At 44.5% G+C, this 21,664-nt stretch carries 17 protein-coding genes, 1 tRNA gene and 3 pseudogenes; 5 read left to right on the forward strand and 16 right to left on the reverse strand.

All coding sequences use genetic code 11. The features are described 5' to 3' along the window. Positions 1-204: 204 nt before the first annotated feature. Positions 205-275: transfer RNA gene (locus DXA13_RS09950), tRNA-Trp, on the forward strand. Between the two features lie 189 nt (positions 276-464). On the opposite strand, the gene DXA13_RS09955 is transcribed toward DXA13_RS09950, so the two are convergent. Then, positions 465-1,772: an APC family permease gene (locus tag DXA13_RS09955; protein ID WP_181995603.1), complete on the reverse strand. Its 1,308-nt coding sequence runs from the start codon at positions 1,770-1,772 to the stop codon at positions 465-467. Between the two features lie 199 nt (positions 1,773-1,971). Between DXA13_RS09955 and DXA13_RS09960 the strand changes: the two genes are divergently transcribed. Further along, a complete protein-coding gene (locus DXA13_RS09960) occupies positions 1,972-2,721 on the forward strand; it encodes a GntR family transcriptional regulator (protein ID WP_181995604.1) in 750 nt (249 codons plus the stop codon). An 82-nt stretch (positions 2,722-2,803) separates the two neighbouring features. Here the strand turns inward: DXA13_RS09960 and DXA13_RS09965 are convergent, their stop codons facing one another. From DXA13_RS09965 to coaD, 11 genes and pseudogenes are all read right to left on the reverse strand, one after another. Next, positions 2,804-3,271, reverse strand: a complete 468-nt coding sequence (locus tag DXA13_RS09965) for a RidA family protein (protein WP_118244005.1) — start codon at positions 3,269-3,271, stop codon at positions 2,804-2,806. A 23-nt stretch (positions 3,272-3,294) separates the two neighbouring features. Further along, entirely contained in the window at positions 3,295-3,990 is a 696-nt protein-coding gene (locus tag DXA13_RS09970) for a DUF2848 family protein (RefSeq protein WP_118244007.1), read from the reverse strand. Beyond that, the gene (locus DXA13_RS09975) at positions 3,987-5,399 is read right to left on the reverse strand and encodes a cytosine permease (protein ID WP_118244009.1); all 1,413 of its coding nucleotides are present in this window, start codon (positions 5,397-5,399) and stop codon (positions 3,987-3,989) included. The genes DXA13_RS09970 and DXA13_RS09975 overlap by 4 nt, the downstream gene beginning before the upstream one ends. A gap of 20 nt (positions 5,400-5,419) precedes the next feature. Then, on the reverse strand, positions 5,420-6,190 hold the full coding sequence (locus DXA13_RS09980) for a creatininase (protein WP_118244011.1): 771 nt from the start codon (positions 6,188-6,190) through the stop codon (positions 5,420-5,422). Positions 6,191-6,619: 429 nt separating this feature from the next. Then, positions 6,620-7,666 (reverse strand): electron transfer flavoprotein subunit alpha/FixB family protein, encoded by a 1,047-nt coding sequence (locus DXA13_RS09985; RefSeq protein ID WP_118244013.1) that lies wholly within the window; start codon positions 7,664-7,666, stop codon positions 6,620-6,622. Positions 7,667-7,690: 24 nt separating this feature from the next. Beyond that, a complete protein-coding gene (locus DXA13_RS09990; protein WP_118244015.1) occupies positions 7,691-8,473 on the reverse strand; it encodes an electron transfer flavoprotein subunit beta/FixA family protein in 783 nt (260 codons plus the stop codon). Positions 8,474-8,485: 12 nt separating this feature from the next. Further along, positions 8,486-9,636, reverse strand: a pseudogene (locus DXA13_RS09995) (acyl-CoA dehydrogenase). A gap of 145 nt (positions 9,637-9,781) precedes the next feature. After that, entirely contained in the window at positions 9,782-10,621 is an 840-nt protein-coding gene (locus tag DXA13_RS10000; protein WP_118244018.1) for a 3-hydroxyacyl-CoA dehydrogenase NAD-binding domain-containing protein, read from the reverse strand. A gap of 29 nt (positions 10,622-10,650) precedes the next feature. Beyond that, on the reverse strand, positions 10,651-11,427 hold the full coding sequence (locus DXA13_RS10005; protein WP_118244180.1) for an enoyl-CoA hydratase-related protein: 777 nt from the start codon (positions 11,425-11,427) through the stop codon (positions 10,651-10,653). Positions 11,428-11,546: 119 nt separating this feature from the next. Further along, the gene (locus tag DXA13_RS10010; protein WP_118244020.1) at positions 11,547-12,728 is read right to left on the reverse strand and encodes an acetyl-CoA C-acetyltransferase; all 1,182 of its coding nucleotides are present in this window, start codon (positions 12,726-12,728) and stop codon (positions 11,547-11,549) included. Positions 12,729-12,770: 42 nt separating this feature from the next. Then, positions 12,771-13,289 (reverse strand): pantetheine-phosphate adenylyltransferase, encoded by a 519-nt coding sequence (gene coaD / locus DXA13_RS10015; protein ID WP_118244022.1) that lies wholly within the window; start codon positions 13,287-13,289, stop codon positions 12,771-12,773. Positions 13,290-13,600: 311 nt separating this feature from the next. Here coaD and ptb point away from each other — a divergent pair, with 311 nt between their 5' ends. The 3 genes from ptb to DXA13_RS10030 all read left to right on the forward strand — a co-directional run bounded on the left by ptb (position 13,601) and on the right by DXA13_RS10030 (position 16,383). Next, complete coding sequence (ptb, locus tag DXA13_RS10020; protein WP_118244024.1) at positions 13,601-14,512, forward strand: phosphate butyryltransferase; 912 nt, start codon at positions 13,601-13,603, stop codon at positions 14,510-14,512. 76 nt (positions 14,513-14,588) lie between these two features. Beyond that, on the forward strand, positions 14,589-15,659 hold the full coding sequence (buk, locus tag DXA13_RS10025; protein ID WP_118244026.1) for a butyrate kinase: 1,071 nt from the start codon (positions 14,589-14,591) through the stop codon (positions 15,657-15,659). Positions 15,660-15,855: 196 nt separating this feature from the next. Then, on the forward strand, positions 15,856-16,383 hold the full coding sequence (locus DXA13_RS10030) for an isochorismatase family cysteine hydrolase (RefSeq protein ID WP_118244028.1): 528 nt from the start codon (positions 15,856-15,858) through the stop codon (positions 16,381-16,383). Positions 16,384-16,620: 237 nt separating this feature from the next. On the opposite strand, the gene DXA13_RS10035 is transcribed toward DXA13_RS10030, so the two are convergent. From DXA13_RS10035 to DXA13_RS10050, 4 genes and pseudogenes are all read right to left on the reverse strand, one after another. After that, positions 16,621-17,253 (reverse strand): CatA-like O-acetyltransferase, encoded by a 633-nt coding sequence (locus DXA13_RS10035; RefSeq protein ID WP_118244030.1) that lies wholly within the window; start codon positions 17,251-17,253, stop codon positions 16,621-16,623. Between the two features lie 68 nt (positions 17,254-17,321). After that, positions 17,322-18,688, reverse strand: a pseudogene (gene radA, locus DXA13_RS10040) (DNA repair protein RadA). Continuing rightward, positions 18,688-19,101 carry an endosialidase gene (locus DXA13_RS10045; RefSeq protein ID WP_118244032.1) on the reverse strand — a complete coding sequence of 138 codons (414 nt, stop codon included), beginning with the start codon at positions 19,099-19,101 and terminating at the stop codon, positions 18,688-18,690. The pseudogene radA and the gene DXA13_RS10045 overlap by 1 nt, the downstream one beginning before the upstream one ends. Before the next feature lie 92 nt (positions 19,102-19,193). Then, positions 19,194-21,649: pseudogene (locus DXA13_RS10050) on the reverse strand (ATP-dependent Clp protease ATP-binding subunit). Positions 21,650-21,664 lie beyond the last annotated feature (15 nt).

The raw sequence follows: 21,664 nt of genomic DNA on the forward strand, positions 1-21,664 counted from the left end.
GGATATCGATTTTTGTGAAAACACCTAACTTTTTCTTTTTATTATTGTTTATTTATCGATACAATATCGAATTAAAACCTGCTTTTTCCCTGATAAATACAAGGTTTTTGGAATTTTTTAACTTTAAAAGAAAATACAAAAAGTGTTGACACGCTTTCGATTCTATGGTATTATACTCAAGCACGTAAGAAACATACGTTGTAAAGGGGAATAGTTCAATGGTAGAGCAGCGGTCTCCAAAACCGTAGATGGGGGTTCGAGCCCCTCTTCCCCTGTTGACTATTTTAACGAATAGCCCAACCCGAACGACTGGTTCTGCAGATTTTGTATCTGTAGGGCCTGTTTTTTTGTTACACAGGAAAGTTCTCCGAACTATCCTGTGTAACAAAAAATCCCTCTGGGCAGGGTCGCCCTGCGGCGATAAGGAATGATATCGGTGGGGATATGATGTTTTCTTTCAAAAATCAGTTATTTTTCTTATATGTAAAAAGATAAAGTACAATTCCTCCAGCAATTGCAATTGCCAGCATAACTTTTATAAATGGTCTTTGAATGAGAATAACAAAGCTGCAGTAAGCTGCTGTTATAAATGCAGGTATTGGAAAAAGAGGCATGGCAAAGGGCCTGTATCCTTCCGGCTTTGTAATACGGTTTTTTATACTGCCCAAAGATATCATCAGATAGACAAACGCAATCAGCACCCCTACAAACTCAACCAATTTTTCCATTGAAGCTGTCATAACAACAATGAATGTACACACAGTAATCATTATAGTTGCCGCATATGGCATACATTCTCTTTTCGATATTTTTACCATTTGCCTGCTAAGCAGTTCCGGCCATATCCGATCCCTGGCCGTTGAAAACATTACACGGGAATAATATGTAATCTGGCTTATTAATGCCCCGCAGGAAGCAGTCAATATTCCAGTATTTATAAAAAGTTTTCCTGTATTCCCCATAACTGCTTGAGCCGTGTATAGAAAGGGTGATTTGTCCGATAAATAAGAGTTTAGGTCTGGGGCTGCCAGAATAGACGAACCGATTCCCAGACCGATTAATATAACTGCACACAGAAGGGAAATGATCACAGATTTGGAAATTTCTCTGCTCTCACCCATTGTCTCCTCCGCCAAGCCTAGAGATGCATCGTAACCATTTATAACACAAAACAGCGGCGTAATACCAGCCAGTATAACCCCAAAGTCAGCAGCTGTTATCTCTCCTCTAAAATATAATGGATAAAGTACTGTCTCCCTAATTCCTCTCCTGGTATAGCATAGGCAGGAGACAATATAAGTAATCAGAATTCCCATCTGGACAGCAAACAGAATTTTTGTGGTCGCTGTGCCAGAAGCAAGGTTTCTAGTACATACAAATCCACAGACCATCAGAACAGCGGCAGCAATCATTACAGAAGCCATACGACTCTGGGGAAGAAAAGGAAATAATATTAATATGTAATCGGCAGCTCCCAGGGCAATCGATGCTATAACCACAACAGATTGAAGAAATATAATACATGCGGATATCCTGCTAAATACAGGTGGCAGAGTCATTTGAATAAAACTAAACAGCCCTCCTGATAAGGGATAGGTACCGGCTAGCTCTGCTAGTACCAAACTGTTGCTTACAGCGAATACTGAAAACAGAACAATAGACGACAATGTAGCTGTTCCTGCAATTCTTATTGGTGAAAGTCCTAAAAGGAAAGCTGCCATTAACGGTGAAACTGATGACATTGTCAAAATAATATTATCTGCCGTTGTCAACGATCGATTCAGCTGTTGGTTATATCCCAATTCTTTTAAACGCTGCTCGCTGGTCTTATTCGGTATTCTAATCATTATAATATATTCCTCTTTTCACTTTTACATATTTACTTGACTTCTTGTAATACAAGTTTTACAATACCAAATATACATTTTAATAAGTATTTTTATATTTTAAAAATAAAGGATGGTAATTAACTTGAAACGTTTTATAAATAAAGCTGCTCCCCTGTATATTAACGTTCGTAATGCAATACTCGACTCAATTGAGTGTGGAGATATTGCTCAAGACGGACGTCTTCCATCGGAAGAAGCCCTGGCAAAATATTTTTCCGTCAGCCGGCCTACGATCCGAAGTGCATTACAGCTTTTAGAAAATGACGGAATTATCAGCAAGCACCATGGAAGCGAAACGATTGTGAATAAGGCCTGTCTGAATTTAAAAATGCGTATTGATGAGGCTCAGGGTTATTGGGACTTGATTAAAAACAGTGGACATGAACCTGGAATCCTATCATTATCAATGGAACCTATTATGATTTCCTCTCCTATTAATAAGATTTTTGGTTGTTCGGAAGAAATTGAAGGATATCTTCTTAAAAAGGTATATACTGCTGATAAACAACCGGTTATATTTGTCAAAGAATATATTCCCAAGGATCAATTATATCGGCTCCCTAGTGAAAAAGAACTCAATCAGGATGCGATTGATATTTTTAATCTTTCTTACAATTACTTCCAGCAGCCTATTAACTACAGCATTCTGGAAATCAGTTCGATAAAACCTTCACCTGAGGTTTTGGAGGCCATGCGTTTTTCTTCCGACCACACTTTAGTTCAGTTAAAAGAAACCCATTTTAATATTGAGAATCAGGTAGCTGCATTTTCAGAAATAGCCATTCGGGATTCTATTATTCAGGTGCAGATCGTCCGTAAACGATTCTTCTAGTATAAAAAGAAAGCAATTTTAAGAGATATCTTCTTCTAAAACTGCTTTCTTTTATTTTATCCGGAAAATCAAATATTTTTAATTAATAAAGCTCCACAATGACTTCAATCTCTACAGGAAAACCGTATGGCAATGCTGAAACTCCTATTGATGTTCTGGCCGGAATTCCAATTTTCTCTCCAAACAAACTGGCAAGAAGCTCTGTGGCCGTGTCTGCCACTTCCGGCTGATAGTAAAAATCATGATTACAGCAGATATATGCATTCATCTTTACAAACTTTTTCACCTTATTTAAATCCCCTGTATATATTTTTAATGCACATAAAATATTCTTCACACAGTCTGCTGCACATTCTCGTGCCTGGTCCATTGTTACTTCTACACCTACACGTCCTTTATATTTCAGCTCTCCATTGATTTCCGGTCCGCAGCCCGCTACATATATAAGATGATCCCCAAAAGGAGTTACATGATTAAAAACGCCTGTTCCTTCCGGCTGCTCCGGCAAAACAATCCCTAATTCATTTAATAAATGATTGATATCTGGCATTTGGTTTCCTCCAATAGCAAATATTATAATTTGAAATATGTAATATGATCCTTCAAAACAGTCACTGTATATGAATAGTCAATTTTCCGATTAAGCACAGGATCTTCCAGGGACATATCATATGCCTCTCCAGGCAGGAATTTACCTTCCTCCATCAATAGGGTTCCACAAAAATATACACAACCGTCTTTTGAAGGAAGATTATGGGACTGAATTTCTTCCAATACTTTTTGAGGGGTCATTAAAGTTTCTACCGTTCCCTGCTGGTATGGGATGCGTATTCCTTTCCGGACCACGTTTGTGCTCATTTTCAGGTTATCCCAATGGGGCAGTACGTCATCTAAAGGCCAGGCCTCTCTCGCTATAGGTTTTGCGCATATCTGTTTTGTCAAATCACTGCAAAACCTCTCAAGCACTCTGTCTCCATGATCTGATCCTACTGTTACATACCATTTTCCTCCTGTCATGAAAATTACGATTTCCACTTCTCCTGTAGTATTTTCTCCGAGCACATCAATATTACGCTCCTGTGTCAGCAATATAGGGGATACTATGTTAAATCCTAGTCGCATTTCATTATCATAAGGAATTCCATTACAGCACAATTCTTTCATATGAGCCGCCCGGTCCTCCCCTGTACGCCCTGAATTGCCCAAACAATAAATCCATCTTGGAGAAAATGTAATTTTCTCTGTTCCATTTACTAAAAACTCAATCACTTCAAATCCTCGCTTTCAATTTTTATATCTTTTGCGGTTTCTTTAATAATAGCCGGATAAGTTTTTCCAAAATATTTCGCTAACAGGATATAGATAAGGCATGTAGCTGCCAAAGAAATAAAATAGCTGTAATCAAAACATATAAAAGCAATTATTGTACCAATTACATAAGCTATCATAGCAGCAGGATTCATCCCGTGGAAATAGTAGTATTTTCCGTTTGTCTGGTAAATATCATCCAAACTGTATTTCCGTTTACGAAAATAATAATAATCCGTGGCAATAATTGCAATAACTGGTCCTGCAGTTAATCCAAAAATAGTCAGGACACTATCGAGAGAATTTCCTATTTTCCATGGCTGTATCGCTACTGCGATAACCGCAAAAAGAATTGTGGCTGATTTAAATTTCAGATATTTGGGGATAAGGCTGCATACCACATATACTGATGGAAGCAGATTTGCTGCTGTATTGGTGGAAAGCTGAGCCGCAAAGACAAACACAGAAATCAAAACTGCCAGAATCTTTGACTGCCCTGCCACTATATCAGTCAGAACCTTTAATATTTCTCCTCCTGTCGTTCCAGGCACCACGACCATAACTGCACACCCTAAAATACTGTAAAAAATAAAGGAAGGAACCATACAGATCAAATATGATGTCAGATGCAAATATCCACTCTTTTTATATCCATCCTTTACTTTTCCATCTTTGCTGAAATCATTAAATCCCATTGCCACACTGGCAAAGTTTCCAATTATAACTCCAAACGCAAACAACCAGTTTCTGGAATGACCGCTAAGTTTTCCCAAGCTCATAATCTCTCCCAATGTAACATTATATGTCTTCAATAGGATATGAAACATATACACTCCTACGATAATCAGAAGCGGGGCTGCCAGCGATGTAAAGCGTTCAATTCCTTTTGCACCTGAAATTGTAACGATTACCAGTAAAGCTGCATTTAAGATAATTGCAAACCACATATTGTCCATACCAAACAGTAATCTTGTTACATTGTTAATAGCTGAGGCTCCCAAATAGCCGTTTACTCCGAAAAAAATAGCGCTGGGCATAATTCGCACAATTCCGGCTATCTTTCCGCCTAAAGGACCGAAGCTAGCTACTATTGAGGTAGCAAAAGATATTCCGTACTTTAATCCAATCTCCTGGACGATATAACTGGAAAGGCCAAGTATTGCCTGTCCAATTCCAAATATCCAGAACAATTGTCCAATCGTATAATAATTCAGAAGCGGAGTCATTACCAAGAATCCGCTTACCTGCACAGAAATTCCAAACCATATTGCTCCCATCCCCAGGTAGCCGACTTTTCGTTTATTATACTCTACCGGAGCAAGCGATTCATTGTATAAGTCATGCTCAGTTTTTGCCTGAAAACCAATCATGTGATAACCCCCTCCCTTTTTTATTTATTTCCCAGCTCCTTTGTAATTCCTTCTACAATAAAATCAACACTTTCTTCCCAAATACGCTTTCCTTTCTCCTCTGTTCCCAGAGTTGCTTTCCACAAAGTTCCGGATGGAGCCACAATTCTTTCAGGAATAGGAAGAATATCATATACTGGATAGTACTCTGCGCAATCATCAATCGCCCTGTCAAAATGTACCAGCTCCGGAAATTTATAAAGCATAACAGAGGTTTCACAGATCGACGCATGTTCAATAGCCCAGCCAGGAAACTGGTCTCCGAATACGAATTCCATCGTTTTCGGTTTAAGATCAAAAATAGCGGCCTCATAGACCATGATTGTCACGTCTTGGTAATCTTTCTTAATTTCTTCTGTTACAAGAAAAGCGGCTTCATAAATCCAGTTCTGATTTTCTACGTGCCAGCTTAAAAGCACAATACGTTTAAAACCACTTCTCACGAACTCTTTTAAAATATCCTCAACCATAGCCTGTAATGTTGAACCTCTGAGAGAAGTTGTCGCCGGGAATGTCTGCCCTCCTCCGGAGGTAGGTCTGGAACGGTATCCGTATGCGAGAGGCGGTGCTACAAGCATGTTGGTTCTTTCTCCAACCTCTACTGCCATTTGCTCAGGACAGACTGTGTCCACACAAATTGGTAGATGCGGCCCATGCTGCTCTGTAGCACCAATTGGTAGTATCACTCCGCTTCCGCCGGCAATTGCATCACGTACTTCCATCCAGGTCATTTCTGCCATTTTTCTGGTCATTTTAGTACCTCTCTTTCTTTTTGTAATGTTGTTTGTTGTAAACTCGTCTTACAAGTTTACTGTATCACAATAATATTTCTTTTGCAACTATATTTTCATATGCTGCTGAAAAAAAAACAAAAATTGAGGGTGTTGCAAAAGTAAAATCAGCATTACCGCCGATACCAGATTCCATTCCAGTAAGTGGCTAAGTCACTTCATCTGGTATCGGAGGCAATGCTCTATTCCTTTTTGCAACATCCTCAATAAATGGTATACTACTGTTTCAATTATCTAACAAAAAAAAGAGCGTTGCAAAAGTAAAATCAGCTGCGCTCTTAATACCAGATGCAGCGGCTTGGCCACTGCCTTGAAATGGAATCTGGTATAAGAACACTGCGTTTTCTCTTTTTGCAACGCCCTTTTTTTTATTTCTTCATTTTTAGATCATTAAGCCTTAGCTGCCTTAACTGCAAGAATCTGCTTTGTCAGCTCTGGTACGATCTTATTTAAGTCGCCTACGATGCCATAGTCAGCTACTTCGAAGATCGGAGCTGTCTCATCTTTATTGATGGCAACGATAATGTCAGACTCTTCCATACCTGCAACGTGCTGGATTGCTCCTGAAATACCGATTGCAAAGTAAACGTTTGGACGAACGGTCTTACCTGTCTGTCCTACCTGAAGGTCTTTTGGCTTCCATCCGGAATCTACAACAGCACGTGAGCAGCTTACTTCTCCGCCGATTGCTGCAGCCAGATCTTCCAGAATCTTAAAGTTTTCCGGGCTGCCAACACCACGGCCGCCGGAAACGAGGATTTTAGCATCCATGATATCCACAACATCGACTACAGATTTAACGATATCGAGAATCTCAACATAATTGTTGTTCGGTGTGAATCCTGGATTGAATTCCTCTACAACTGCCTTTGCATCTGCAATCTTGTCAATTGCCTGCATAACGCCTGGACGAACGGTTGCCATCTGAGGACGATGGTTCGGGCATGCGATCGTAGCGATCGTATTTCCGCCGAAAGCAGGACGTGTCATAAGAAGCTGATTATGCTTCTGCTCTCTTCCTTCGATTGGGTTAAGAGGGAAGTCGCCGATATCAAGCTTTGTACAGTCTGCTGTAAGGCCTGTTGCAACTCTTGCAGATACGCGAGGACCTAAGTCTCTTCCGATTGCAGTTGCTCCAACCAGCATAATTTCCGGTTTATATTTGTTGATTACGGAAGCCATTGCATGAGCATACGGCTCTGTTCTGTATTCTTTCAGTTCTGGATCGTCTACAACGATAACCTTGTCTGCGCCGTACTGAGCCAGCTCGTCTGCAAGGCCCTTAACGCCGCAGCCGATGAGAACTGCTGTTACGTCAGTGTTCAAATCTTTTGCGAGGTCTCTTGCTTTTCCAAGTAATTCAAAAGCGATATTGCTTAATTTGTTATCTACCTGCTGCGCAAAGATATATACGCCCTTATATTCTTCTAAACCCATTCTGTTCACCACTTTTCCTTTATATTAAATGATATGTTTCTCAGTTAATTTGCCCATGATGTAGCTTACGGACTCCTGCGGATCCAGATTGACTACTTCGCCTGCTCCCTTTCTGACTTTGTCGGAAGCCTTAGCGATCTGTGTCGGTGAACCCTTCAGACCTAAGTTGCTGTCATCAACGTCTTTAAGGTCCGCTCTGCCCCATACGGTAACTTCTGCATCATATGCATCGAAGATTCCGCCCGGAGTCATGTAGCGCGGCTCATTTAATTCTGAAAGAGCAGTAATCAGGCAAGGCATTTTTGCCTTAACAACATGATATCTGTCTTCATACTGGCGCTCAACGATTACGCTGTCGCCTTCGATCTTGATATTCTGAGCGTAGGAAATAACCGGAATATTCAGGTGTTCAGAAATCTGAGGCCCAACCTGAGCGGTATCGCCGTCGATTGCCTGACGTCCTGAAATAATCAGATCATATTCCAGATTTCTGATTGCGCCGGCCAGTGTTGTAGATGTTGCCCATGTGTCGGCACCGCCTAATACTCTGTCTGTTACAAGGATTCCCTTGTCAGCGCCCATGGCTAAAGCTTCACGAAGAACTTCATCAGCCTTTGGAAGACCCATGGTAACAACTGTTACTTCTGCGCCGTATTCATCTTTTAATCTTAACGCAGCTTCCAGACCTGCCTTGTCATCTGGATTCATAATTGCAAGCATTGCACCTCTATCCAATGTACCGTCTGGATTGAATTTTACTCCACCCTTTGTATCCGGTACCTGTTTTACACAAACGACTATCTTCACAACAAGTCCTCCTTATTTCAAAATATTTCCAGAAATTACCATACGCTGAACTTCAGATGTTCCTTCGTAGATTTCCGTGATCTTAGCGTCACGCATCATACGCTCTACGTCGTATTCTCTGATGTATCCGTATCCACCGTGTAACTGAACAGCCTTTGTTGTCACTTCCATAGCAACTTCTGCTGCGTATAATTTAGCCATAGCCGCTTCAACGCTGTATGACTTCTGTGTAGCCTTCGCCATAGCTGCTTTGTAAACGAGCATCTTGGCTGCCTCTACCTTTGTAGCCATATCAGCCAGCTGGAACTGAGTATTCTGGAACTGTCCAATTGTACGGCCGAACTGCTTTCTTTCCTTTACGTAATCAACCGTTGCGTTGAGTGCGCCTTCTGCAAGACCAAGTGCCTGTGCAGCGATACCAATACGGCCGCCGTCCAGTGTATGCATTGCAATATTGAAGCCCTTGCCCTTCTGTCCCAGTAAGTTCTCTTTCGGGATGCGGCAGTCTGTGAAGATCAATTCATATGTAGAAGAACCACGGATACCCATCTTCTTCTCTTTCGTACCGAAGCTAAATCCTGGTGTTCCCTTTTCAACGATAAACGAGGAGATTTCCTTAATCTTTCTGCCGCGCTTCTCGATGATTCCTGTAACTGCAATAACGATGTAAACGTCAGCCTGTTTTCCGTTGGTGATAAAGCACTTGGAACCATTCAGCACCCACTCATCTCCGTCTAAAACAGCCTTTGTCTGCTGTCCCTGAGCGTCTGTACCGGCGCCTGGCTCTGTAAGTCCGAATGCGCCGAGCTTTCTGCCTGATGCCAGATCCGGAATGTATTTCTGCTTCTGCTCTTCTGTACCGTATGTAAGAATCGGATCAATACAGAGAGACGTATGTGCAGATACGATTACAGCTGTTGTTCCGCAAACCTTTGCCAGCTCTTCTACGCACATAACGTATGTAAGCGGGTCACAGCCCTGGCCGCCGTATTCCTTTGGAACCGGGATTCCTAAGAAACCGCTCTTTGCCATTTTCTCAACAGTTGCCTCGGGAATTCTTCAGTCTCGTCAACTTCCTGTGCAAGAGGCTTTACTTCAGTTTCAGCAAAGCTTCTGAACAGTGTCTGAGCGAGAAGATGTTTTTTTGATAAACTAAAATCCATGTTCGACTCCTCCATCATCAATTTCTATTGCATACCTCAGCGTACAGCCCTGCTGTGCGCCTGCCTATAGGCATGAATCGCGGTATGCCTTTGGGTATAGCCTGCGGCGGTATCATCCTGCCGCAGGCTTCCATCACATTTTTATTTATTTTGTATAATCGTAGAATCCCTTGCCGCTCTTCATACCTAACTTACCGCCGCGAACCATTTTTCTTAACAGCGGATGTGCACGGTATTTCGGATCGCCTGTCTCTGCCTGAAGTACATCCATGATAGCCAGAACTACGTCAAGACCGATCAGATCGCCTAAAGCCAGCGGTCCCATCGGATGGTTAGCGCCCAGCTTCATAGCTGCGTCGATACCCTCTACGGATGCAACGCCGTCGGCATAGATGCCGATCGCTTCATTAATCATAGGAACGAGGATTCTGTTAACTACAAAACCTGCAGCCTCTTCAACCTGTACCGGTGTTTTGCCGATCTCTTCGGAGATTGCTTTGATCTTATCTACCATATCAGCTGGTGTATTCAATCCGGCGATTACTTCTACCAGCTTCATAACAGGCGCCGGGTTGAAGAAGTGCATTCCAATTACCGGACGGTCAAGGCCTGCGCCGATTTCTGTAATGGAAAGAGAAGAAGTATTTGTTGCGAACATACAGTCTGCCTTACAGATATCCTGTAACTCTTTGAATGTCTGTTTTTTAATAGCCATGTTCTCGATTGCTGCTTCTACTACTAAATCACAGTCTGTACAGATATCTTTTACACCTGTTGTGATTTTTGCAAGAACAGCATCTGCTGCTTCCTGTGTCATTTTGCCTTTTGCGATTCTCTTCTCGAATCCCTTAGCAATTTTCTTTTTGCCGTTTGCAGCAAATTCTTCATTGATATCACATAAGCATACTTCATATCCTTCTGTCTGTGCGAATGCCTGTGCGATACCGGAACCCATTGTTCCTGCGCCGATAATACCAACCTTCATTGTCATATCCTCCTTAATATTCTTTATATTTACTGATTAATGAAGTTTTTCTCTTTTCTCTTCTCAAGGAATGCGCTCATTCCTTCCTTCTGGTCATGTGACTCGAAGCAGTCGCCGAACAGCTTCTCTTCGATTACAAGCGCCTGATCCATATCTACCTGAAGGCCGTCGTTGATCGCTTTCTTGCAGTTGCGCACAGCGATCGGCGCGTTCTTTGCAATTCCTGCCGCCATCTTCTTAGCTGCCGGAAGGAGTTCTTCCTGTGTATAAACTGCATTTACAAGGCCGATTCTCAAAGCTTCATCTGCTTTGATATTTCTTGCCGTATAAATCATCTGTTTTGCCATTCCGACGCCCACGATTCTTGCAAGTCTCTGTGTACCGCCGAAACCTGGTGTAATTCCCAAGCCGACTTCAGGCTGTCCGAATACGGCATTGTCTGAGCAAATGCGGATATCGCAGCTCATAGAAATCTCACAGCCGCCGCCAAGTGCAAAGCCGTTAATTGCTGCGATTACAGGAATCGGGAATGTCTCCAGCTTACGGAATACATCGTTGCCTTTCTTTCCGAACGCTTCCCCCTCTGCCTTAGTAAGTGTGCTCATCTCTGCGATGTCTGCTCCTGCAACAAAGGATTTGTCTCCTGCTCCCGTGAGGATCAGCGCGCGGACTGCCTGTAAATCAACGCCGTCTAAAACTGCATCCAGCTCTTCCAGAACTGCGCTGTTTAATGCGTTTAAAGCCTTTGGACGATTAATCGTAATAATTCCAACCTGTCCCTCTACTTCGTATGTAATGAATTCCATCTCCACTACACTCCCTTCTTTATTTATTCACCGGTTACCGGCCGACTTTTACGGCCCTTCCCTGCATAACCATGAGAGGAATGCATGACATCCCCCTCATGAATAAGTAATACTATAAATTAATCGCGTTCTACGATAGTTGCGCAGCCCATACCGCCTCCGATACAAAGGGTTGCAAGGCCTTTCTTTGCATCTCTCTTCTCCATCTCGTGAAGAAGTGTTACAAGGATCCGGCAGCCGGAAGCGCCTACCGGATGGCCGAGAGCAATTGCTCCGCCGTTGACATTTACCTTATCCATATTGAATTCCAGATCATGTGCAACTGCCAGAGACTGAGCTGCAAACGCTTCATTTGCTTCAATTAAATCGAAATCATTGATCGCCATGCCTGTCTTAGCCATAACTTTCTTTGTAGCTGCTACAGGTCCTACACCCATGATGGAAGGATCTACGCCGCCAAGTGCCCCTGCTACCCATGTAGCCATCGGCTTAATTCCCAGTTCTTTTGCCTTCTCTTCGCTCATTACAACGATTGCTGCTGCGCCGTCATTGATGCTGGAAGCATTCGCCGCTGTAACAATACCGTCTTTTTTGAAAGCCGGGCGAAGCTTTGCGATCCCCTCTGCCGTTGTTCCCGGGCGAGGGCCTTCGTCTGTATCAAATACAACTGTTTCTTTTTTCTTCTTGATCTCTACAGGAACGATCTCATCTTTGAATCTGCCTGATTCGATTGCCGCACATGCCTTCTGCTGGCTGGAAGCTGCAAATGCATCGAGCTGTTCTCTTGTAAGTCCCCACTGCTCTGCTACGTTCTCAGCAGTAACGCCCATGTGGTAATCATTGAATGCATCCCATAATGCGTCGTTTACCATGGTGTCTACCATTGGAGCATTGCCCATTCTGTAGCCGTAACGCGCATTCTTCAGTGCGTATGGTGCCATGGACATGTTCTCCATACCGCCTGCTACTACGATATCTGCGTCGCCGCACATGATCATCTGTGCTGCCATGTTTACACAGTTAAGTCCGGAACCGCAAACAACGTTAACGGTAACTGCCGGTGTCTCAACAGGAAGGCCTGCCTTTAAAGAAGCCTGACGTGCAACGTTCTGTCCAAGACCTGCCTGGATTACGCAGCCCATATAAACGTGATCTACCTGCTCCGGCTTCACGCCTGCTCTTTTCAGCGCATCCTTAATTACAACTGCTCCCATTTCAGCAGCAGGAGTTGTGCTTAAGGAACCGCCCATGCTTCCGATTGCTGTACGGCATGCACCTGCTAAAACTACTTTCTTTGCCATTTCTTTTCCTCCTTAAAATTCATTCCTTTTTCATTATTAAATTCAATCCATAAGAGATTTGTCTGCCTGATTTTCGGCGTCATTCGTCTTTGCCTTCTGCTCAAATGCCTTCAATACTGCTGCAGGAACAAATTTCGAAATATCCGCTCCGTAATATGCCACTTCCTTTACAATCGTAGAACTCAGGAATGCATATTCCAGACTTGTAGTAAAAAACATCGTGTCGATGCCCGGATCAATGCTGTGATTCGTCTGTGCGATCTGCATTTCAGTTTCGAAATCCGTAACAGCGCGAAGGCCTCTGATAATGAGGTGTGCATCATTCTCTCTGGCAAACTCCACCGCCATTCCGTCAAACATCTTTACTGTAACGTTCGGAAACTCTTTTGTCACTTCTTCCAGAAGCTGTACCCGTTCTTCCAGTGTGAAAAGAGGTTTCTTCGCAGAATTGACCAGAATGCCGATCACCAGTCCGTCTACTACTTTTGCAGCTCTTCGAATGATATCCAGATGTCCCAATGTAACGGGGTCAAAACTTCCTGGATAAACAGCTTTTACCATCTGCCTTTCCTCCTCATTCTTCTGCGGCTTTTTCTTTTGTTCTTAAATGACTGCGAAACTTGTCATTTTGAACCTCTTTTTTTACTATACTACAAAATATATGTTTTGTCAAATAATTATCAATCTATATTTGTGAAATTTTTATGAATTCCTTGACAGCACTGCTGTGCATTTAGCGGATTTATCTATGAATACTTGATTTTATGGGAAGATTATGTATTGACCTTCCTTCCATTCAGTGGTAAACTTAGATTGTTAAAAAAAAAATTATCAAAACAAATACATAAAGTATGAAAAGGAAGGTGCACAATATGAGCAAGAGTTTTGACGAATTAATCTCAAAGGCTACCAGCTGCGGCAGAAAAAAGATTTCTGTTGCTGTCGCACAGGATGAACCTGTTCTGGAAGCCGTAAAGATTGCCAGAGAAAGAGGAATTGCAGATGCAGTTCTCGTAGGTGATGAGGAAAAAATCCGTGAAATCGCCGCTTCTATTGACATGAATCTGGCTGACTTTGAAATTGTGAACGAGCCGGACGTAGAAAAAGCCGCATTAAAGGCTGTTGAACTGGTTCACAACAAGCAGGCCGACATTTTGTTAAAAGGTATGCTGGAAACGAAAATATTCCTGAAAAGTGTATTAAATAAGGAAGTCGGACTGAGAGCTGGAAAAATGATGTCTCACGTTTGTGTATTTGAGATCGAAGGCATCGACCGTCTTCTCTTCTTTACGGACGTAGCGTTCAACACATATCCGACTCTGGAAGAAAAGGTTAATATCATCAATAACTCTGTCGAGGTGGCAAAGGCATGCGGAATCGAAGTTCCAAAGGTAGCTCCGATCTGCGCCGTTGAAACGGTTAATCCAAAGATGCAGCCGACCGTGGACGCACAGGCTCTTACGGAAATGTACGAAAAGGGTGAAATCAAGGGCTGCGAAGTCTACGGACCTCTGTCTATGGACCTTGCAATCGACGAGGAGGCCGCCGTACACAAAGGAGTAACAAACCCAGTGGCAGGCAATGCGGATATCTTGCTGTTCCCGAACATCGATGCCGGTAATATCACTTACAAAATCCTCGTGCGTACTGCCAAGGTAAAGAACGGAAACCTGCTGGTCGGAACTGCCGCTCCTGTTATCCTTACTTCCCGTTCCGATGACTTTGAAACAAAGATTAATTCCATCGCCTTGGCTGCAGTCATTGCCGGCGCCATCACAGATTAATCACCTCATCAGACCATTTGTATTGCTTTAAAGTTTAAAGATGAAAGGGCTGCGCTGCAGCAGAAGGGAGTTTACTATGAGCCATAAAGTTTTAGCTATCAATCCGGGGTCCACCTCCACCAAAATCGGTGTATACGAGGATGAAAATTTATTATTCGAAAAGACCCTCCGCCATCCTACAGAGGAAATCTCAAAGTACGCAACGATCGTAGACCAGAAAGATTTCCGCAAGCAGGTGATTCTCGACGTATTAGCTGAGAATAACTTCAGCATCTCCGATTTAAGTGTTGTCGTTGGCCGCGGCGGCCTTTTAAAACCGATTCCAGGAGGCACATATCCTGTATCCGAAGAACTGCTTAACGACCTGTATATCGGAAAGCAGGGACAGCATGCTTCCAACCTGGGCGGTATTCTGGCTAAGGAAATCGCAGATACCGTAGGAATTCCTTCTTATATCGTAGATCCTGTTGTCGTTGATGAGATGGAGGATGTAGCAAGACTTTCCGGCGTACCTGAGATTCCGAGAATCAGCATTTTCCATGCGCTGAACCAGAAGGCAGTGGCGAAGCGCTATGCAAAAGAAAAGGGCGTTTCCTATGATTCCCTTCGTCTTGTTATCGCTCACATGGGCGGCGGCGTATCCGTAGGCGCACATGCAGACGGCAGAGTAATTGATGTCAACAATACCCTTGACGGCGACGGCCCATTCTCACCAGAACGTGCAGGCGGCGTACCGACAGGCGGACTGATTAAACTCTGCTTCAGCGGAAAATACACAGAGAAAGAAGTTTATAAGAAAATCGTCGGCGGCGGCGGAATGACTGCATACATGGGAACGAATGACATGCGCAGCATTGAAGACGCAGCTTTCAAAGAGGGCGATCCTAAGGCAAAGGCAATTGTAGATGCTTTCTGCTATCAGGTATCGAAAGAAATCGGCGCCATGGCTGCTGCTCTCTGCGGTAAAGTTGATCAGATCATCCTGACCGGCGGTATCGCTTATGGCAAGCCTGTTACGGATGCGATTAAGGCTCACGTTGGTTTTATCAGTGATGTAACCGTTTATCCGGGCGAGGATGAGCTTCTCGCACTTGCTCAGGGTGCACTGCGCGTATTGAACGGCGAAGAAGAAGCGAAAGTATATTAGGAATCAAAAAAATAAGGGGTGGAGCTCCAGGCAGTGGCCAAGTCGCACCACCCTTATTTTTTCTTCTGGGGACGCGGGAGGTGGAGGCAGTGGTCTAGCCGCACTACTCCTTATTTTTCTTCTATTGGGCGCGGGAGGTGGAGGCAGTGGCCTAGCCGCACCAGCACTTATTTTTTCCTGAAAGGGGGATTTTTTAATGAACCGGTATCTGATTGTTGTGGATATGCAGAATGATTTTATTGACGGCGCTCTGGGCACGAAGGAAGCTCAGGCGATTGTCGATAAGGTAACGAATGAAACACGCAGCTTTGACGGGACTGTTATTTTCACAAGGGATACTCACCATAGGGACTATCTGAATACCCAGGAGGGACAGAAACTGCCTGTTCCCCATTGTATAAAGGGGGAACAGGGCTGGGAAATCTGTGACGTTTTGGAAAAGATACGGCTGTCCCGAAGCTGCCCTACCTACGATAAGCCTTCCTTCGGAAGCCTGGATCTGGCATTTGATCTTCAGCGTGAACATGTAAAACAGCCGATCGATGAAATTGAATTGATCGGGCTCTGCACCGACATCTGTGTAATCAGCAATGCGCTGCTGTTAAAGGCATTTCTTCCTGAGGTAAAAATTTCTGTCCGTCAGGACTGCTGCGCTGGGGTAACGCCAGAAAGCCACTCCGCCGCTTTGACCTCCATGGCGACCTGCCAGATTGAAGTTCGATAGTGGAGAAGGAAAACAATAGATCCGAATGTTAAAGATACAAATGTTAAAGGCCCTGAATACAAGATTCCGTTCCGAAGCGGCGGCTAAGTCACTCCATCTTGTATTCAGGGCCTTTTGCGTTGTTTTTTCTTCCACTGATTAATCACTTTTTTGTGTTGTTTTCTCCTGACACTGGTTGCCCATACTGATTGCCTACACTGGTTATCTATTTATAATTTCACGGTTCTTCCAGTATATTTACGATTCATATGTGTTCAGGTAGTTTTGAAGAGTTTCTGCCAGCTTTCCCACATGCAGTCCGTCTACAAAAGAGTGGTGGGCCTGTACGGAAAATGGAAGAAAAATTTTTCCGTCCCTCTCAAAATATTTCCCCCAGTCGAACAGAGGCGTGGCGTTGTCTTTTTTTCCTGAATTGGTGTGGGATATGTGGGTATATGTCACCCACGGCATAGGTGAAAACTGGAACACATCATTGCCCAGCGGACCTGTAAAATATGCTTTCTGCTCCTCTGCCGCTTTCGAGGCGGCCGCCACATACTCTTCCATCGTATCTTTCATTTCGACATTGACCACTTTAAACAGCTCTGTCTCCCTATTCAGATAAGTAAACGCCGTATCAATACGGTCAAAAAGTACTGCCTTTCCATCCACAAAGCGGCAGCGGAATTCTTCCACCTCGTTCGCGCATTTGGAAACGGCATAGATCAGAGCCATGGTAAAGGAATACCCCTTCTTCTTAACCATCGGCAGAAAATGTGTGATATCCAGCTCGAATGTCACACAGAACGCTGGTTCCACGCTGTCCCTGAAAACCGCGCAATGAAACGCCCTTTTCCAGTTTTTCTCATCGATCACCGTATAACTGTTCATCTTTACCACCCTTCTCGTATGCGGAAGGTTCCGTATACTCTTCACAATCCCATCCACGGCTTATCTTGTCAGGAAATTGCCGCGATTGCCTCTCTCACATTCTTAACACCGATCAGCCGTATCTTTTCCGTCCTCTTCATCTTCTCCAGGCAAATTTCCGGGAGGATACACGTATCGAATCCCAGCTTTACGGCCTCGCTCACACGCTGCTCCGCCATGGAAACAGCCCTGACCTCGCCCGACAAGCCTACCTCACCGAAAATAATCGTTTTCTGGCTGACCGGCCTGTCCTTCAGGCTGGAGATCAGCGCCATTACAATCGCCAGATCGAGGGCCGGCTCGTTCATTCTCATACCGCCTGCGATATTAACGTACGCATCATAGCGTGACATTTCATAATGGCAGCGCTTCTCCAACACGGCCATCAAAAGATTGACTCTGTTATAATCCGTGCCTGCCGCGGTGCGCCTGGGCATTCCAAAATTAGTGGTAGTGACGAGCGCCTGCACCTCCAGCAGAATAGGCCGCGTTCCTTCCATGGAACAGGCGACGACTGCGCCGGAAGCGTCCTCCGGCCTTCCGCTCAGCATATATTCAGAAGGGTTCTTTACCTCACACAGGCCGGATTCCCTCATCTCAAATACTCCGATTTCATTCGTAGATCCGAAACGGTTTTTCACGCCTCTCAGTATCCTGTACGCTGCGCTTCTGTCTCCTTCGAAGTAAAGCACGGTGTCCACCATGTGTTCCAGTACTCTCGGTCCGGCGACTACGCCTTCTTTTGTCACGTGGCCTACAATGAACACGGCAATTCCCGTTCCTTTTGCAATCTGCATGAGCAGGTTTGTCGATTCTCTGACCTGACTCACACTGCCTGGAGACGAGGCGATTTCCTCGCGGTACATGGTCTGGATGGAATCGATAATGACGACTTCCGGTTTTTCTTCCCGGATCGTCTCTTCAATGATGTCCAGGCTCGTTTCACAAAAGAACTTGAGATTTCCTGTCACTTCTCCGATACGGTTTGCCCGAATCTTAATCTGTTTCAGGGATTCCTCTCCCGATATGTATAATACATGGCGTCCGGCGGCAGAAAGGTTTCTGCACATCTGAAGAAGCAGGTAGATTTTCCTATTCCCGGGTCGCCTCCCACCAGCACCAGGGATCCATTTACGATGCCATCCCCCAGCACGCGGTCCAGCTCTTCAAATCCTGTGGATATTCTGTCTTTTTCTTCAATAGAAATTTCATTTAAGAACGCCGGCTTGACGGCCGGCGTTCCTCTCTTCACCCCGGAAATACCGGGTTTTTGTTTTTTCTCAACAGGTTCTTCCACGAAGGTATTCCATTCCCTGCACGCCGGACACTGACCCATCCATTTGGAAGATTCGTATCCACATTCCTTACAGAAAAATACCGTCTTGAGTTTTGCCATTATTTCCTCGCAATCTTTACATCAACTGCCTGGCCTTCATTCAGTTCTACGCCAGCTACCAGTTTGCCGCTCATATTTGTCTTCATCCCGCCGACTGCCGCACCGTCTACAAATACTTCATAGTCCATGTCATCTTCAAGCTGAACCGTAATCTGTGCATCTTTTGCACCTTCAACGGTAAAGGTAACGCTGTCGTCAGTAACTTTGAAATGTTCAACGGTTGTACCTGGAACGGATTCGTACACAAACATGCCATTCCTCTCCAGCTTCGTAATCTCATAAAATGTTTTCACCTTATATAAATCGCCGTCATGTTCAAAATCCTGTAATTTTGATTTTGTCTCCAGCTTATAGTTGCCGAAGCTGATTGTTCCATCCTGTTCTGTACGGATTAATTCTTCAATTACTGGCATATCCTTGCCCTCCTGGTATCATACTTATCCTCTTGTCTTACTGCGCCCCGTTTGCGCTATAAACACATTATACCTTATCCACATCCTTTTTTCTAGTTAATTATGAGTTCCGGAACAGAAAATTTAAGAGCCTCGCCATCACTCGTTATTTCTACATGATCGCCGGCTTTTACTCGTCCGTCGAGCACCTCTTCGGCCAGTTTGTCTTCCAGCTGATTCTGAATGGTACGCCTCAGCGGCCTTGCGCCGTATTTCTCATCATATCCTTTTTCAATCAGGAATTCTTTCGCCTTTTCATCCACGGAGAGCACCATGCCGAGCTGCTGTTTCGTGCGCTTCATAATGGACGCCAGCATGATGTCTGCGATCTTCTTCATATGCTCCTTATTCAGCGGATGATATACGATGATATCGTCGATTCTGTTCAGAAACTCCGGCTTAAACAGACGCTTCACTTCCTCCATCACGCGGTCCTTCATAAACGTGTAATTTGCCTTCTCATCTGTTACCGATGCAAAGCCCAGCCGTTTCGGAGAAATGATATTTTCTGCCCCTGCATTCGACGTCATAATCAGAACCGTATTCTTAAAGTCGATCTTCCTTCCCTGTGCGTCCGTAATATGGCCGTCATCCAGTACCTGAAGAAGGATGTTGAATACGTCGGGATGTGCTTTCTCAATCTCATCAAAAAGGATGACAGAGTAAGGATTTCTGCGCACTTTCTCGCTCAGCTGGCCTCCCTCATCATATCCTACGTATCCTGGCGGAGAACCGATCATCTTGGATACACTGTGCTTCTCCATATACTCGGACATATCGACGCGGATCAGCGCATTTTCCGTGCCGAACATCGCTTCTGCAAGCGCTTTGGAAAGTTCTGTTTTTCCTACGCCTGTAGGGCCCAGGAACAGAAATGAACCGATCGGCCTCTTGGGATCTTTTAATCCCACACGGCCCCTGCGGATTGCTTTCGATACGGCGGTTACGGCTTCTTCCTGCCCTACGACGCGCTCATGAAGAATGGATTCCAGCTTTCTCAGCCGTTCCGATTCCTCTTCCTCCAGCTTTCTTACAGGAATCTTCGTCCATCCTGAAACGACATCGGCGATTTCATTTTCTCCTACTACAAGCTTTCTGGAAGCTTTGTCCTTTTCCCATTTTGTCCTCAGTTTCTCTATCTTTTCTCTCTTCTTCTCCTGCTTCTTCTTAATCGTTCCTGCTTTTTCGTAGGCCTCTGTTCTGATCGCAGTCTCTTTCTGTTTTTCCAGGTCTTCAATGTCCTTTTCCAGTTCCTTGATCTCTGCAGGCTCCACGAAGTTGGAAAGCCTCACCTTCGACGCGGCCTCGTCGATCAGGTCAATTGCCTTATCCGGAAGGAACCTTTCGTTGATATAACGGGCTGATAATTTAACTGCTGCCTCCAGAGCGCCGTCTGTAATCGTAACCTTGTGATGCGCTTCATATCTGCCTCTCAAGCCTCTTAAAATGGCAATGGACTGTTCCTCATCCGGCTCTTCCACAGTAATCGGCTGGAAACGCCGTTCCAAAGCAGCATCTTTTTCAACATACTTTCTATACTCTTCTATAGTGGTTGCACCGATCAGCTGAATTTCCCCTCTTGCAAGCGAAGGCTTTAAGATATTGGAAGCGTCAATCGCTCCTTCTGCGCCTCCGGCACCGATAATCGTGTGAATCTCATCGATAAACAGAAGAACTTCTCCGTCCTCTTTTACCTCAGACAACACCTTTTTAATCCTTTCTTCAAACTCCCCTCTGTATTTGGAACCGGCTACCATGCCGGAAAGATCCAGCGTCATCACCCGCTTATCAGCGATCGTTTCCGGTACGCTGCCTGCTGAGATCATCTGAGCCAGACCTTCCACAACTGCTGTCTTTCCGACTCCCGGCTCTCCGATCAGGCATGGATTGTTCTTCGTTCTTCTGCTCAAAATCTGAATCACTCTCTGAATTTCCGTCTCGCGTCCGATAACCGGATCCAGCTTTCCGTCTCTGGCCAGCTCCGTCAGATCACGGCTGTAGCTGTTCAGAGTAGGTGTAGCCTTTCTTTCCTTTCCCGGCTGATAATCTTCCTTACCGCCAGGTGCATCTTCTCCCATCGCTGCGAATAAATCCACATAAATTTTCTGTATCGATACGCCGATCGTATTGAGGATTCTCGTAGCGACACAGTCATTTTCCCGAATCATCGCAATCAGGATATGCTCGGTTCCGATGAGCGGCGCTTTAAATCTGGCCGCCTCATAATAGCTGTTTTCCAGAACTTTTCTCGCTCTTGGCGTAAGCCCGTCTCCCTCTACCCGTATATTTTTATTCACCGACAAAAGTTCGCTGATTAATTCAATTACTTTATCTTCGTCCACTCCGCATTCCTCCAGGCTCTGGAAGCAACGCCGCTTTCTTCCCTCATAAGGCCTACGAGAAGATGTTCTGTGCCTACGGAATCATGACCCAGTTCTTCTGCCGCCTCTCTTGCAAGGTTCAGCGCTTCTTTTGCCTGCGGAGTAAATCTCTCTAATCCGTCTGTCATATGGCCGATCGCCCT

Source organism: Clostridium sp. AM58-1XD (assembly GCF_003464085.1).
Classification (GTDB): domain Bacteria; phylum Bacillota; class Clostridia; order Lachnospirales; family Lachnospiraceae; genus Lachnoclostridium_A.